The 15,237-nt window shown below is 71.7% G+C and carries 12 protein-coding genes and 1 pseudogene; 7 read left to right on the forward strand and 6 right to left on the reverse strand.

Annotated features, from left to right (window positions below; translation table 11 throughout):
- Positions 1 to 92 precede the first annotated feature (92 nt).
- A complete protein-coding gene (locus J3486_RS00760; protein WP_307804645.1) occupies positions 93 to 488 on the reverse strand; it encodes a nuclear transport factor 2 family protein in 396 nt (131 codons plus the stop codon).
- An 899-nt stretch (positions 489 to 1,387) separates the two neighbouring features.
- Positions 1,388 to 3,745, reverse strand: coding sequence for a M4 family metallopeptidase (locus tag J3486_RS00765; protein ID WP_207817941.1), 2,358 nt, complete (start codon positions 3,743 to 3,745; stop codon positions 1,388 to 1,390).
- Positions 3,746 to 4,554: 809 nt separating this feature from the next.
- Here J3486_RS00765 and J3486_RS00770 point away from each other — a divergent pair.
- Positions 4,555 to 4,857, forward strand: coding sequence for a hypothetical protein (locus J3486_RS00770; RefSeq protein ID WP_207817942.1), 303 nt, complete (start codon positions 4,555 to 4,557; stop codon positions 4,855 to 4,857).
- A gap of 411 nt (positions 4,858 to 5,268) precedes the next feature.
- Here J3486_RS00770 and J3486_RS00775 read toward each other — a convergent pair whose 3' ends face one another.
- Positions 5,269 to 5,652, reverse strand: coding sequence for a VOC family protein (locus J3486_RS00775; protein WP_307804646.1), 384 nt, complete (start codon positions 5,650 to 5,652; stop codon positions 5,269 to 5,271).
- 367 nt (positions 5,653 to 6,019) lie between these two features.
- Positions 6,020 to 6,925 carry a LysR family transcriptional regulator gene (locus tag J3486_RS00780; protein ID WP_207817944.1) on the reverse strand — a complete coding sequence of 302 codons (906 nt, stop codon included), beginning with the start codon at positions 6,923 to 6,925 and terminating at the stop codon, positions 6,020 to 6,022.
- A 145-nt stretch (positions 6,926 to 7,070) separates the two neighbouring features.
- Between J3486_RS00780 and J3486_RS00785 the strand changes: the two genes are divergently transcribed.
- Both J3486_RS00785 and dctA read left to right on the forward strand, forming a co-directional pair.
- A complete protein-coding gene (locus J3486_RS00785) occupies positions 7,071 to 8,189 on the forward strand; it encodes a PrpF domain-containing protein (protein WP_207817945.1) in 1,119 nt (372 codons plus the stop codon).
- On the forward strand, positions 8,186 to 9,574 hold the full coding sequence (dctA, locus tag J3486_RS00790; RefSeq protein WP_207817946.1) for a C4-dicarboxylate transporter DctA: 1,389 nt from the start codon (positions 8,186 to 8,188) through the stop codon (positions 9,572 to 9,574). Before J3486_RS00785 ends, dctA begins: the two co-directional genes overlap by 4 nt.
- Before the next feature lie 104 nt (positions 9,575 to 9,678).
- On the opposite strand, the gene J3486_RS00795 is transcribed toward dctA, so the two are convergent.
- Positions 9,679 to 9,858, reverse strand: a complete 180-nt coding sequence (locus tag J3486_RS00795; protein ID WP_207817947.1) for a hypothetical protein — start codon at positions 9,856 to 9,858, stop codon at positions 9,679 to 9,681.
- Between the two features lie 31 nt (positions 9,859 to 9,889).
- On the opposite strand from J3486_RS00795, the gene J3486_RS00800 reads away from it, so the two are divergent.
- Together J3486_RS00800 and J3486_RS00805 are read left to right on the forward strand one after the other, a co-directional pair.
- Positions 9,890 to 10,264 (forward strand): hypothetical protein, encoded by a 375-nt coding sequence (locus J3486_RS00800; RefSeq protein WP_207817948.1) that lies wholly within the window; start codon positions 9,890 to 9,892, stop codon positions 10,262 to 10,264.
- A gap of 293 nt (positions 10,265 to 10,557) precedes the next feature.
- On the forward strand, positions 10,558 to 12,573 hold the full coding sequence (locus tag J3486_RS00805) for a hypothetical protein (RefSeq protein WP_207817949.1): 2,016 nt from the start codon (positions 10,558 to 10,560) through the stop codon (positions 12,571 to 12,573).
- A 12-nt stretch (positions 12,574 to 12,585) separates the two neighbouring features.
- Here J3486_RS00805 and J3486_RS00810 read toward each other — a convergent pair whose 3' ends face one another.
- Positions 12,586 to 14,154 (reverse strand): translation initiation factor 2, encoded by a 1,569-nt coding sequence (locus J3486_RS00810; RefSeq protein WP_229377301.1) that lies wholly within the window; start codon positions 14,152 to 14,154, stop codon positions 12,586 to 12,588.
- Positions 14,155 to 14,447: 293 nt separating this feature from the next.
- Here J3486_RS00810 and J3486_RS00815 point away from each other — a divergent pair, with 293 nt between their 5' ends.
- A complete protein-coding gene (locus tag J3486_RS00815) occupies positions 14,448 to 14,918 on the forward strand; it encodes a hypothetical protein (RefSeq protein ID WP_207817950.1) in 471 nt (156 codons plus the stop codon).
- 73 nt (positions 14,919 to 14,991) lie between these two features.
- A pseudogene (locus J3486_RS43770) lies at positions 14,992 to 15,228 on the forward strand (two-component sensor histidine kinase); the annotation flags it as partial.
- Positions 15,229 to 15,237: the final 9 nt, after the last annotated feature.

The following is a 15,237-nucleotide window of genomic DNA, read 5'->3' on the forward strand; positions in this document are numbered from 1 at the left end:
AATGCACGGACGCTAACCGGGCGCCGCGGAGCCGGCCCGTGCGCGGCGCACGGCTGAACGGCCCGCACCGTGCACCACGCACACCTGAGCCCCTACGGCTCCGGGACGCCGCCGACCTGCTGTACGTCCTCGTGCAGGTGCACGATCCGCCAGCCCCCGTCCCCGTACCGGCGCAGCACGGCGGTGTTGCGCACGATCTCGGGCCGCAGGGGCGCCCCGGAGGCGTCCGGGGCGAAGTCGACGCGCAGCCAGTAGCGCAGCAGCGCCAGTTCACCGAAGACGTCGACCACCGGGTCATAGGCGTCGAGTCCGGCCTCCTGCGGGCCCTCACCCGCCGCCGGCCGCTCCTCGCGGATCCGGTCCAGGTCGGCCTTGCCGCACAGGAGCGGGGCCGCCTCGGAGTCCCAGATCGTCGCGTCCGGGGCCAGGCACGCGTCGATCGCGGGCCGGTCCTGGCGGGAGTAGGCCGCGTACATCGTGGTGATCACTGACCAGACGGCCCGGGTCTGGTCCTCGGATGCGCCTGGGCGTGCGCAGCCGGCCACGTCGACCTCCGGGAGGAGTGCGTCTGGGGGTGGGGTCGTAGGCAAGAGGGAACTCCTGGTGCTCGCAAGGGTGTGAAGTGGCAGCGGACGAAGACCGCGGCCTTGGGCGTGGGTTTCGCCCCGTCGAGGGCGTGTGCACCGCAGCCCGGATCCCCCGGCCACTCGTGTGCGGAACGCGACTGCGGGCCGACATGCCGCAAAAGCATGAGTATGGTGCGCCGCTCGCGCCGTCAGTGAAGCGGACTCCGACTGTCGTGGTCAACCGCGCCCGGAGCGGGCGGGGCGCGCGCGGCGAGCGGATCGCGATGAACGGCGTCCAGAACGCCACGTACTCCTACAGCCTGTCGAAGGGGTAGAGGCCGGCCGCCCGTGCGCCCACCTCAGCGGTCGCGTCGTCGGCACCACGACCGCCCTGGCCGCCGAGCGCAAGGCCGACGGCACGTACGTCCCTTCTCCGACGGCAAGGCGGCACGCGACGCCTCGCTGTTCATCACCCCGGCCCACCTGGCCGGGGCCGCCGAACGCGGCGCTGCGCACCACCAAGGTCCAGCTGTCCTACGACGACGGTGCGACCTGGACCACGGCCCGGCTCGGCGGCCGGGGCAACGGCAGGGTGAGCGTGGCCCTGCACGCCCCCCGCCTCGGCCCAGTACCTCACGCTGCGCGTGCAGGCCGCGGACAGCTGCTGCAATACCGTGACGCAGACCGTCATACGCGCTGCGGGCATCACCGGCACACGCGCTGCGGGCATGGCCGGGTGACCCCGGCATGAAGTCCATCGCCGGCGGCCGTGAAGCGGCCGCCGGCGATGCTTCGTGCTGACGGGGCTGCCGGGAGCAGGCCTAGAAGGTCATGCTCCAGCGATCGAGGTAGCCGGGATCGACGAGGAAGATCCCCGGTGTGTTGTCGATGACCTGGAGTTTCCAGGTGCCGTTGGCCGGCACTGCGGAGGCGTCGACGGTGAACGTCTCGTGCAGTTCGGTTCCGGTGTCCCAGACGAAGTTCTTGACCGGGAGCACGGTTCCGTCCTCACTGACGAGGTTGATGACCTGACCACCGATGAAGTCGTGCACCAGGTCGACGCTCACCTTGAGCTCGGCGGGGCCCTGCCCAGGGTGGCCGGTGACGGTGAGGGGGGACTCGATGGTGTGCCAGTTGGGAATGTCGAAGCGATCGGGGTTGACGAAGTGATCACCGCCGGAGGCCAGGACGGTCCAGGTGAAGGGCAGGTCCAGGGTCTCCGCCGCGGAGTTCTTGATGCGCACCGTCACGTCGAACTCGCCGGCCCGTGTGGGGGTGCCCGTGATCCGGCCGGTCTCCGGGGCGATGGCGAGTCCGTCCGGAAGGCCGGTCGCCGCGTAGGAGAGGGCGCCGGGCCTGGTGGAGGTTGCGGTGATCTGGCGGTTCACCGGCTGTCCGGTCGCCGCGTCCCGGCCGGAGGGGGCATCGGCGGCGATGTGGTGAACGTAGCGCGGGCCTACATTGACGGCGGCCCAGGCGTTGCCGACCGCTTCGTAGGCGTCGCTGGTGGTGCCGAACAGATCGGCCGCGGCCTGCAGGGTGGCGGTCCGGGCACCCGCGTAGTCGGTGGTGCTGGTCATGTAGTGCGTGAGCGCCCGATACCAGACGTTGGTGGCGTTGTGCAGGCCCAGACCGGCGACGGGCAGGCCGTCCGCGGTCGGGCTGTCGTAGCTGACGCCCCGGAGGGTCTTGCTGCCGCTGCCTTCGGCGAGCAGGTAGAAGAAGTGGTTGGCGACGCCCGAGCTGAAGTGGGGGTCCAGCTTCTTCGTGTCCGGCGTCCAGGAGTCCTGCGACGTGCCCTTGGCGGAGGCGTCTTTGGAGGGCTGGTCCATGTAGCGCAGCGGCTTGCCCGTGCCGCGGACGTTCGCCAGTTCGCCGATCAGGTAGTCAGGGGTGTCCTTGGCGTTGTCGGCGAAGAACTCGACGGCGGTGCCCATGATGTCGCTGGTGGCTTCGTTCAGCCCGCCCGATTCGCCGGTGTAGATCAGTCCGGCGGTCGCGGAGGTGACTCCGTGGGTCATCTCATGCGCCGCGATGTCGAGTTCGGTCAGCGGCCGGTTGCCGTCCAGGCCGTCGCCGTAGGTCATGCAGAAGCACAGGTCGTCCCAGAAGGCGTTCGCGTATCCGGTGCCGTAGTGCACGCGCGAGGTGGCGCCCACACCGTCGTCCGCTATGCCGTTGCGCCCGAAACGGTCGTGGTAGAAGTCCCAGGTGCGCTGCGCGCCGTAGGCGGCGTCCACGGCCGCGGTCTGCGGATCGGCGCTGGTTCCGTCGCCCCATACGTCGTCGGTGTCCGTCAGGAGTGTGGCCGGGCCCGCGTGGACGTCGTAGGTCCGGTGGTTGCCACGCTGCTGATCGGCGAGTTCGTAGACGGTGCCGTTGAGTCGCGAGGCGACCGACACCGTGCCGCTGTACTGGCTGTGCCCCTCACCGGCCTGGATGTCGTCGTAGGAGGAGAGCAGCCTGCCGCTCGTGGCGTCCGTGACCACGTGCAGGCGGCTGGGGGTGCCGTCCGCGCGCTCCCCGCTGACAACGTTTTCCCAAGCCAGTTGTGGGACCGCTCCCACCGTCCAGATGACGCGCCGCGAGGTCACCGCCGACTCCCCGGCCCGCGCCGCCCGCTGTCTCTTCTGCTCCTTCTTGGCGGCGGTGAGTGCCTTCTGCCGGGCCGCGCCTTCGGACACCGCGGCCTTGGTGGTGGGCACGGACAGTTCGGCCTGCGACGACGTGGTCGCCGTGAGCCGGCCCGCGTCGTCGTGGACGACCAGATCGCCCCCGATCACGGGCAGGCCGCTGTAGGTCCGTTCGTAGCGGATGTGCCGGGTGCCGTCCGTGTCCTGGACGACGTCCTTCACGACCAGTTTCTCTCGTGTGCCGAGGCCGAGCTTGCGCGCGGTCTCGGCACGGTCGTCCGTTGCCTGGTCGACCAGGTGCCGGCGCTGAGCGGCAGTCAGGCGGACGGGCTGTGCACCGGGTCTGGGCCGGGCGTCGATGAGCCGTGGAGCCGGCTTGTGCGGGCCTGGCCCCGCGTCCGCCGGTTCCGCGGCGGCTCCGACGGGCACCGCGGTGACCATCAACGCGGCGACCAGCGTGACAAGGGTGGTGGACCGGCGCCGTGAGGCGGTCTGGGAACGGGGGCGTCGGCGTGGCAGACGGCCGCGAGCGGGAGAGTGCAGCATGAGAGCAGCTCCTTTGCCGGAGTCCGGCGGACAGCTGTCGGGAACAGGAGGAAGCGACACCGCGGGCCACATCGCCGACGGAGTCGAGAGGAAGAGAGCAAGGGAGGAAGGGAGGAGAGGAGAAGGGCGCCCAGCGAGCGCGGACAGATCGTCGCAGTACGGGGGAGGTGCTGTCACCACTGCGGAGATCAATGTCCGAAAGCCGGTCAACTCCCGCAAGCGTCATACGTGTTGCTGTGCACGCGTCACATGTGCCTTTACGAGACGGCAATACGGCGATAATCAGCGGGCTTGGCCGATTCGGACCACTGGATCCGGCTGAGGTGTGAACGGCCGGTCGGGCCCTCGTGGAACAGCGACGACTGCGAGCCAAAGGTGAGCAGGCCAGTTGATCGCCGCGCCGCGTGCCCACGGCGGCACCGGGCCCGCACCGCGTGGAAGGTGCAGGGGCGTGGGATCGCCGTCGCCGTGATGAAGGGTCGCGGTCGAGCCCGACCAGGCACGGGCCGTGGAGTCGGCCGGCGCGGCCACCAGGACGGTGTCGCCGGGTGCGTCGGCGGGCAGGGCGGTCGTGGCCCGGTCCGCGAGCAGTGCCTGGCGCTGATGCGGGGTGAGGGTGCAGTCGGCCGGCGCCGTGATGCCCGGCCAGGCCCGGCCAGTCCGGTGCCGTGTGCCGTGGGCTGCGCACCACAGGCGGAGTACGAGGTGGTGGTGGGGGCGAGTGGCGCGGGGGCCAAGCGCTCGCACTTCCACAGCAGGCGGCCGGCACCGCGGCCGGGGCGGAGCGCGCGCCAGCGGATGCCGCCCTGGTGTCCCTGGCCGCTGCCGCTGCTGCTGCCGCCGCCGTCGCCGGGGCGAGCGGACGTCCTGCGGCCACCGTGGGGGCGGGAATCGGTCTCGCGGTCGCGGGTTACGTCGTCTCGGCGCCGTTCCCGCTGCGCGAGGGATGGAAGCACGCGCAGTACATCGCCCCCTGGAACCGGGCGCTTGGTGGCTCCCCGCTGACCGACCCGGCCGAGTGGTGGCGCTGCACGGCACCGCTGGGACTCGCCGCGCTGCTCATGGGGTGTGCGCTCCTTGCCTTCGGCCGCAGGGACGTACACGCACCGTGAACCGGCTGTGGTGGATCCTGTCGCCTGTGGCAGGCCGCTGGACGGACGGGCGGTCGGCGATCCGGCCCGCCCCAGGACCACGCACACCCGACTCCTGGGCGTCGCCGCCTCGTCCGTCGGTTCGTCGGGAACGCGGGCGCCGGCCGCTCGCCGTAGCGACCCGCATCGGCCCGCGCGCCGACGGCCACGCCCACGGCCGAGCCCCGCTACGAGGCCGGTGCGTGTCAGGCCCCGGGTGCCGGTGTTCGAGCCGGTGGAACCCCGCGGCGTGCAGCGGCGAGTTCGCCCACACCTCAACCAACAGCGCCTGGAGCGACCGCCACTTCGAAGACCGGATCCTTCGCTCCGTCGGCGACAGAGTCGACGTCGCCCGACACCGTGTGGAAGCGGCAGAGACGACCACGTGCCCTCTCAGCCGACAGCGTCCTCGGAAGGGAACACGCAGAACTCATTGCCCTCGGGGTCGGCCAGAATGTGCCAGTCGATCTCGCGGTCACGCTTACGGATCACGGTCGCTCCCAGGGCCACGAGCCGGTCGGGGGCGCCCCACACGTCAAGGTGCATGCGGTTCTTGCCCGTCTTGCCCTCGGGCACCGGATTGATCCAGATCAACGGGCCGGTCCCGGACGGATCGACGATGGGGACCGGCCACTCGGGTGGCCGCTCCGCACCGTCACTCTGTTCCTTCCGCACATAGCCGAGCGCCGCACACCACCAGTCGGCCAGAGCGTGGTGATCCCTGGCATCGAGGGCGATGTCCTTGAAACGGGCGGGAGCCCTGTCCTGGTCAGTCACGGGGCCCATGGAAGCACGAGGTCGGAGCGTGTCGTGTCGCAGGGCGGACGGGGCCCGATGCGGCACTTCGTTCTCGCGGGATCGCACGTAGGGGAGGGGGGGTTCGTGCGGTGGGGCGCGGTGGGCTCCTCAAGCCGTTCGACTTCGAGGACCTCCCACCCCGACCGGAGCGATACGCCGCCCGGCGCGGCCGACTGCTCACCACGGTCGTGCGCGGGCAAGCGGACGTTGACCGTGTGACGGGCTCTGGTCTTCGATCCGGTGGCGCCGCCACGCTTCCGAAAGGGATGAGCGTGGAGACCGCGGATCTGGGCGGCTGAGCCGGCCGGGTCCGGAGCCCGTCATCGTCGCCCTGGGCCGGTGTCGGTCAGAGTGCCCGGGCCGCGGTGGCCTCCCGCAGGAGCTCGGCGAAGGTCTGGGCGGCCGGGGTGAGCGAGTGGTCGGCCATGCGGACCAGGAGGATGCGGCGGACGGGGGCCGGTGGTTTGAGGGGCAGGACCCTGACGCCGGGCCGGATGCCCTCCAGGGCCAGAGTGGGGGCGAGGGCGACGCCGATGCCGGCGGCGACCATGGCCTGGGCTTCCTGGTAGTCGTGGGCCTCGTACGCGATGTGGGGTTCGAAGCCGACGGCGCGGCAGCCGCGGACGAGGGCTTCGGCCACCGGGTGATGGTCGGCGCGGGTGATCCAGGGGTCGTCCGTGAAGTCGGCGAGTGAGGCGGCGCCGCGGCCGGCGAGGGGATGGTCGTCGCTGACGAGAAGGGCCGGCGGGTCGTCGAGCAGAGGGGTGACGACGATGTCCTCCCGGTCGATCCGGCTCCAGTCGTAGTCCCACATCAGCGACATCTCGACCTCCCGGTTCTCCAGCAGGGTCCAGAGTCCGGCGATGCGGGCGCTGCGGACGGTCAGCCGTACATCAGGGTGGGCGTCCCGGAAGGCGATCACGGCCTGCGGGAGGAGCGAGGCGCCCACGGTGGGGAAGGTACCGATACGCAGAGTGCCCGCGCGCAGTCCGGCGAAATCGGCGAGTTCATTCTGCGCGGCGTGCAGCTCGCGCGCGATCCGCTGCCCTCGTTCGGCCAGCGCCCGTCCGGCGTCGGTGAGGGTGACACCTCGGGCGTGGCGTTCGAGGAGGGGCTGGCCCGCCTCCGATTCCAGGCGGGTGATCTGCTGCGACACCGCTGACGGTGTGTAGCTGAGGGCTCGGGCGGTAGCGGTCACCGAGCCGCGCCGGGCGACCTCCGTGAACAGCAGGATGCGTCGGACGTCCAGCATGCCGCTCCCTTTTGCGTTTAGTTCAGCTTAATGGCCATGCAGATTTTCGAGATTGTACTTCACGCAGCCGTAACCCAACGTGGAGGACACCACGCACGGCGAAACCGTCGGTGGACTTCCCCCCCATGGCTTTGAGGAGTGAGTTGTGCTGCGTCTGCAGGGTGAGATGATCCGCGGAGGTACCAGCAAGTGCTGGATCTTCGACCACCGCGATGTGACAGCCACGGGCGTGGACGTCGACGCTCTGCTGCTCGCCGCCTTCAACGCCGCCGACCCCCGTCAGATCGACGGTGTGGGCGGCGCCTCCTCCACCACCTCCAAGGCCGCCGTCGTACAGGCGTCGACCCGACCCGGTGTGGATGTCGAGTACGCGTTCGCGCAGGTCGGCATCGGAGACGAGCGCGTGGAGTGGGCCAGCAACTGCGGCAACTGCGCCACCGCCGTGGCTCTGTACGCCGTCCACCACGGTCTCGTGCCGATCGCCTCGGACACCACCACGGTCCGTATGCTCAACGTCAACACGGGGGCCCGCCTCACCGGCACCATCCCCACCCCCCAAGGCGTGGCCCCTGAGCAGGGCACGGCCCTGGTGCCGGGGACCTCGGCGCCGGGCGTACCGGTGCTGCTCGGGTTCCAGGACCCGGCAGGCACGACGACCGGCCGCGCCCTGCCGACCGGGCGGGCGCTGGACGAACTGACCGGACCGGTCGGCCTCGTCGAGGCCTCCCTCGTGGACGCCGGCGCGCCGGCCGCACTGTTCGAGGCCAAGGCGTTCGGCCTCGACGGCACGGAATCAGTCACCGCGTTCGCCGCCGCCGTGCCCGCGCTGACCGTGCTGCGCCGCCAGGCGGCGCTGGCCATGGGCCTGGTCCGCGAGGGGGATCCGGTCAGCCATGCGGTGCCGAAGGTGGGCATCGTCGCCCGGCCCGCGCCCTACCGCACGGCACAAGGCGTCCTCGTCGACCAGGACGAGTACGACCTGGCCGTGCGCATGGTCTCCATGCACGCCCCGCACCCGGCGATCGGCCTGACCTCCGCCGTGGCCCTGGCCACGGCCGCCGCCACCCCCGGCACCCTCGCCCACCGCGTCGCGCGCCAGACCGACGACGGCACGCTGCGCCTGGGCACCCCCGCCGGCGTGATCACCACCCAGGCCGTCCCCGCACCGGACGCCGCGTCCCCCACGGTGCTTCTGCACCGCGCCGCCCGGCGTATCGCCCGAGCCGAACTCCTCGTTCCCGTCCTGGAAGGACGCCCCGCATGAGCCGCAATGACGCCGCCCCGGGTACCGTCACCGCACCACCGGGCCGCATCCGCAAGATGCTGTCCCACCTGTATGTCCAGTGTCTGATCGCGGTCCTCCTCGGTGCCGTTGTGGGCGGGCTCTGGCCCTCCGCCGGGGCTGACCTCAAGCCGCTCGGCGACGGCTTCATCGCGCTGGTGAAGATGCTCATCGCGCCGATCATCTTCTGTACGGTCGTCCACGGCATCGCCTCGATGGGCAACGCCCGCGCGGTCGGCCGCGTGAGCCTGAAGGCGCTGGTCTACTTCGAGGTGCTGACCTCCGTGGCCATGGTGATCGGCCTGGTCGTCGTCAACGTCGTCAAGCCGGGCAGCGGTCTGCACATCGACCTCTCGACCCTGTCCGCCAAGGGTCTGCCGCCGGAGGCGACCACGACCCACGAGGGCTTCGCCCAGTTCCTCCTCGCCATCATCCCGGCCACCCTGGTCAGCGCCCTGACCGGCAACGAGATCCTTCCTGTGCTGCTGGTGTCCGTGCTGTTCGGCTTCGGCCTGCACGCCAGCGGAGAAGCCGGCCTCAGCATCGCCCGGGGCATCGAGAAATTCTCCACGGTCCTGTTCACGCTCATCCGCTGGATCATGCGCCTGGCCCCCATCGGCGCCTTCGGCTCGATGGCTTTCACCATCGGCAACTACGGTGTGGGCACCCTGCGTCATCTGGCCCTGCTGGTCGGCTCGTTCTGGCTGACTTCCCTCTTCTTCGTGCTGATCGTCCTCGGGGCAGTGATGCGCCTGAACGGACTGCGGATGCTGCCCTTCCTGCGCTACATCAAGGAAGAGCTGCTGATCGTCCTGGGCACCTCCTCCACCGAGCCCGTCCTGCCGCGCATGATGGCCAAGCTCCAACACGCAGGCGCCTCGAAACCGGTCGTCGGCATCACGCTCCCGGCCGGCTACTCCTTCAACCTCGACGGCACCGCCATCTACCTGACCATGGGCTCGGTCTTCCTCGCCCAGGCCCTCGGCATCGACCTGAGCCTCACCCAGCAGGTGACCATGCTCGCCATCATGCTGCTCACCTCCAAGGGCGCCGCGGGCGTCACCGGCTCCGGCTTCGTCGCCCTGGCCGCCACCCTCAGCGCCGTCCCGCACGTCCCCGTGGCCGCCCTTGCACTGATCTTCGGCATCGACCGGTTCATGTCCGAGGCCCGCGCCCTGACCAGCCTGGTCGGCAATGGCGTCGCCACGTTGGCCGTCGCCCGCTGGGAGGGCGAACTCGACGAGGAGCGCGCCAAGGCCGTGCTGCGCGGAGAGATCCCCTACACGCCTGCGCCCGCTCCGAAACCGGTGCTTTCGCCTGACGCGGTGCCCGCTTCAACCCACGCCCCGGTTCCCGTGGCAGGCTGACACCACCTGGGCCGACCGGTCCGGCGGGCGGGCCCCGCGCCCGAGGCACTTCCGGCCGGTCGGCCTTCCGGCAGCGCGTTGCCCGAACGCAGGTGTTCTCTCCGTCAGTGGGTGATCAGTCCGTTTCCGGTACTGGCCGCGTCCGGGCTGTTCGAGGAGTCCTTGGCGGACGAGTCGTCCCGGGCGGTGGTGAGTTGCCCGATCCGCCCGCGCAGGTGGTCGGTCCGCCCGGCGGTCTCCTCGTGTGCCGCCTGCAGCAGCCGCAGGAGTTCGAAGACGTTCACGCGGCCAGCTCCATACGGCAGCTCCCGGAGCGTGGTTCCGGGCAAAAAGACCCGGGGCCACAAGCGCGGCATCGCCACCGATGTGCTGGGTCCGCTCATCGCCGTGATCGTGGTCGCCGCGAGCGTGCACGACAACGCCATCGGGATCGCGATGCCGGACCAGGCGGCCGCCGACAGCCCCGGCGTGGTCAAGAGGTGGGGCGATGCCGGGTTTCAGACCGCCGTCATCGAGCACCGCCGCCTGGCCCGCGATCACGGGACCCTGCCCGTCAGTTCGGCGTCCTGGATCCGCCGGCCGACGACCCTCTTCAAGAGCGTCACGGACGGACTGCACCCAAGGACGTCTGCCCCGCTGCGGACACCGCAACCGAACCCCGGCGCCTCGAAGGCGCTCGCGCCACACTGAAACGCCTGGTTGGCCGCAGCAGCTTTACCGAGCCCGAGCCCGAGCCCGGTCTCCTCCAGCCAGCGCAGCCACTCCGTCCTCACAGGCTTCGGCCGGCCCCCGTTCATCCCCCTGCGCGCCGCCCGGGAACGGGCCGAGCGGCATGCCCTGGCATTGCATGGGCCCGCGCACGGGCCGGTGTGCCATGGAATCCATATCGTGCCGACGGCATCGTCGCGGCGCGATCCTCGCGCGGATCCTTGTAAAGTGCCTGCCAGAAAAGGCAGTTGAGGGCGCGAGGCGAGAGGACGTGGATGAGGGTCGAACTCCCGCCGGAGCCGGCGCATTTCGTCAACCGCCACGACGAGCGGGCGCGGGTGCTGCGCGCGGTGGAGGAGTGGCGGAGCCGATCGCGGCCCTTGGTGGTGTCCTTGAGCGGTCCGGCCGGACTGGGCAAGTCGGAGTTGGCGTACTTGCTCGCCCGGACCGTACAGGACCGGTTCGCCGACGCGGTGCTCTGCGTCGACCTCGACGACTTCCGGCTCGACGGTGTCCTCGATCCCGGTGACGTACTGGCCCAGCTGCTCGACTCCCTCGACGTGGAACCGGCCCTGGTGGCACGGCAGTTCAAGGCGCGATGCCGACAGTACTGGCGCAGAACGGCACAGGCGCGCATGGTGCTGATCATCGACAACGCCCGGTACGCGTCCGAGGTCGTCCCGCTGCTCCCGGCGTCGGGTGGCAGTCTCGTGATCGTCGCGAGCCACGGTCCGCTCTACGACCTCGAGGACGGCGCCGCGTTGGGCCTGCCGCTGCCGCCGCTGGAGGACCACGCGGCGACGGAACTGCTCGGGCTGATCGTCCGGGACGAGCGGCTGGCCTCCGACCCGGCCGCCGTACGGGCACTGGTGAGCCTGTGCGACGGCCTGCCCACCGCGCTGCACGTCGCCGGCCGCTGGATCCGCTCGCACCGGCTTCGCCCGCTGTCCCGGCTGATACCGCAACTGCAAGGGGACTGGGAGGAGAGGGGAGTGCCGGACGTCGAGCGGATCTGGGACGCGTCCTGCGCCGCCCTCTCCGACACGGCGGCGCTGCTCTACCGCTTACTGCCGTACCACCCCGCGACCACCTTCACGCCGGAGTCGGCGACGGCCCTGCTGGGTCTGGGGCCCGACCGCTGCGAGGAGGCCCTCGAAGAGCTGGACCGGGCCGGGATGCTTGTCCTGCACACGGCACCCGGTGTTCCCGGTCACCGGCGGATGCGACTGCCCGGACCGCTGCACGCGCACGCCCTGCGCGTCGCGCAGCGCACCGCACGTACGGGCGAAGTACAGGCTGCGCAGGCCAGGGTGGTGCGCTGGTACGTCCGTCAGGCGCAGCGGGCCGACCTGTTCGCCGCGGGACCCCGCCTGGTGGTCACGGACCGCGTCGACGCGGTGCCCGGCGCGCCCGACACGGATCTGCCCGATCCGGGACACGCGCCGGACGCCGACTCCCGTACGGCGGCCGAGGAGCGTGCCGCCCGGTGGCTGTTCGGCGAACGGCACGCCCTGTTCGGCTGTGTCCGCCTCGCTCACCGTCTCGGGATGGACGAGGAGACGGTGGCCCTGTCGGAGGCGGTGTGGACGTACGCGCTCGACCATCCGGGCCAGTCCGAGGTCATCGACGTCTTCCGGCTCGCCGTGGACGCGGCGGTCCGGCACGGTGCGAGCGCGGCCTGGCTCGTGCGCACCCGCTGCCAACTCGCCCGCCCGCTCTGGGAGTCGGACCGCTTCGAGGCGGCGGACGACGAGCTGGCCGCCGCCGCGGCAGCGGTACGGCTGCTGGGGAACGGGACGCGGGACCGCAAACTTGCCGCCTCCGTGGTCGAGTTCCACGGGATGCTCAAGGGCGCCCGCGGTGAATGGGCCGAGGCCGAAGGCGACTTCGCCCGCTCCAGGGACCTGCACCTCGCCATCCCGAACCCGTACGGCGCCATGCTGCAGACGTACCGGATGGGCGAGGCCAGAGCGCGGCGCGGCGCGTTCGAGGAGGCGCGCCCGCTGCTCGTAGAGGCGCACGAGGCGGCCCGCGACCTGCGGCGCGAGCGTATGACGCGGCGTACCGGGTTCGCGCTCGCGGGCGCCCTGGCGAGGCTGGGCCGCAGTGCCGAAGCGCGGCCCCTGTACGAGGAGGCGCTGGCCGGTGCGCAGGGCCGCGGCTCCGGATTCGACCAGGCGCGCGTGCACGAGGCGATGGCCGACCTGGCCGAGCGGGACGGCCGGGCCGAGGAGGCACAGACGCACCGGCGGGCCGCGCACGAGATCCGTCGGCGCAACGGCCTGGAGTAGCGGGGCAGCCCTTCAGGCGCCGAGGATCTCCTCGCGCACCTCTTCGGCCGTCGCCACACGGAGCGAGACGGGGTGGCTGCGCTCTCCGGTCACGCAGGTGAGACGGGCGTCAGCGGGTGGCCGGCCCCCGGTCGCGCCCAGCCACGCGTGCAGGGCCGAGACCGCGGCGGCCGGATCGACGCGCGCAACCCGGCCGCCTGCGCGGGAGGGGCCGACCCGGGCGACGTACGACCGGTCGTGGCCGCGTACCCGCACCAGGCAGCGTCCCGCCGGAAGCAGCGCCGCGGTGGTCCGGCAGGCCGGGTACTCCGTCAGTACGTGGTCGGCCCACCCCTCGAAGGTCCACGAGAGGCGCGCGCGAGGGGCAAGGGCGGTGGCCGCGCCCGCGTACCAGTACAACAGGCCTGCGCTGCGCATGAGTTGCTCGCTCGCGGCACCGTACTCCACGGCGAGGTGGTGCCCGGGCGCACCGAGACCCACGGGGTGGCGCGCGATACGGACCGTGGTGTCGTCGAGAACATCCGCGGTCACGTCGAAGCCTGTCGGCACCCGGGCCGCCGGTGCGGGGGACGGCAGCAGCGGGACGGAAGGTGACAGGGGCGGCGGATCGAGGTCGAGCAGGGCGTACAGCTCGGCGCGCAGCCGGCGCAGCGTCTCACCCTGGTGCGCGAACGCGGCTCGGGCGGCCGTGCGTCCGGGGCCCGGGCGGCAGGCGTCGAGGGCATCCTCGATCCGCTCGTGGTCGCCCAACTCCGGTACGGAGCGCAGGAGTACGTCCATGGGGCTGCCGGTGATCAGTTCGCCGCCGCCCCGGCAGGCGGACACCACGGGCCCGTCGCTCGCAGCCGTGAAGTACAGCGCTGTCGAGCCGTGGTCGGTGACGACGGCGTCGGCGGCCACCAGGACGGACGCCCACTCGTCGCGCGGGCGGGGCAGGAGCAGGCCGGCGGACAGTGCGGGTTCGAGGCGCTGCGCCAGGTCGTACGAGCCGAGTTCGCTCCACTCGTTGGGGTGCACGATGAGCGCCACCTGGTACTCGTCGTGGGGCAGATGCCCCGCGAGGCGGGCGGGGAGTTCGGGGCGTTGCCGCAGCAGGGAGTGCGGGCCCCAGGTCGAGGTGAGGACGATCAGGGTGCGTGCCCCTGTCCCGAGGGCGTCGCGGTAGCGGTCGCGGCGTCCACGGGACGCGAGGATGCGGTCGAGCGTGGGATCGCCGACGACCTTCGCGCCGTCTGCCGCGTGGGGGACCGTGGCCGCGAGGCGGGCGAGTTGGTCGGGGTGGGCGAGCGCGTACAGGGTGATCGGCGCGTCGTCGCGGGATCTGCTCAGATAGGCCGGGTCCAGGCCCGAGGCGGAGTCGGCACGGCCCTCCCGCGGGAGTGACTTGTTGAACCCGGCGCCGTGCGGCAGCAGGAGGTGCGGGCCACGCAGCCGCCCCGGATCACCCTTCGGGCTCGCGGTGACGACCAGATCGTAGACACCTTGGCGGGCTTCGCTCCAGGGCACGGTGCGGCCGCCGACCGATTCGATGGCGGCCGACGTGTCGGCGCCGAACTCGGAGCCGGGGATCAGAGTGAACAAGCGAGTGATACGGCTGTCACCGGAAAGGGCGGGCAGGGTGTCGAGGAGCCGATGGAGTGCGACAGCGGACCTCGCGGCCAGCAGAACGGTACGTTCGTCGCCCGTCGCCCGTCGCCCGTCGCCCGTCGCCCGTCGCCCTCAACTGTCCATTTTAGTGGGGGAGTTGTGGCAGGGCGGGTGTTCTCCCAGATCGGGGCTGGTTCTTGTGCGTCGTCCGGCGACATGATCCGATCGTACCGGTGGGGTCCGAAGGGTGATCGAGCGAGGGCGCACGGTGGACGAGGGAGCTGTCGATGAGTGAGTGGGGCGCCGCGCTGATCGCCGCGGGGTCGGCGTTGGCGGGCAGTGTCGTTACGGGCTGGTTCGGCCGGGCCGCGGGAATCCGGCAGGCCGAGGCAGCACGCGACGCGGGCGCCAGACAGGCGGATGCACTGCTCACGTCGGTGCGGACGACGCTCGCCGCGGAGGCCGGTCAGCGGGCCCGGGCGCTGCGGCGTCAGACCTACGCGGACTTTCTGGCGGCGGCGGAGAGCAGCGTGTTCGCGGCGCGGACGGGGCGCGGCACCGCAGACGACGAGGTAGTGCTGCAGCGGGCGTTGAGCGAGGTTGTGCTGGAGGGGCCGGACACCGTTGCCGACGCGGCGCGTGGTGTCGTCGATCTGCTGCGCCGGCACGGGAGCCCGGACGAGCTGCGGAGGGCGAAGGACGCCTTTGTCGGCGTTGCGCGGGAGAACGTCGACGAAGGTGGCCCGCACGGGCGCTGAAAGGCTGTCCGCATCGTTCCGGAGTCTCGATCGGACCCGGAACGGTTCCGGGTGACCGTGCCGGGTCCGCGCCCGCCTTCCCGCTCCCCACGCCCGCGCCACCGTCCGCCTGTGGCAGGGCGCGCGGCGCTTCGGCGTCACGGTCACCCACACCGCTCCGACGCGTCCGTCCGTCGCCCTGCCCAGTGCCCGCCACGGCCTGATCGGCCTGCGCGAACGGGCCGAGTTCCTCGACGGCACGCTCACCGCCGAACCCACCGCGCAGTGCGGCTACCAGGTCGAACCGCGGGCCCCATCCCGGCGTGCCTGATCGCGCTCG

This window comes from Streptomyces sp. VRA16 Mangrove soil (assembly GCF_017377775.1).
In the GTDB taxonomy this organism is placed as follows: domain Bacteria; phylum Actinomycetota; class Actinomycetes; order Streptomycetales; family Streptomycetaceae; genus Streptomyces.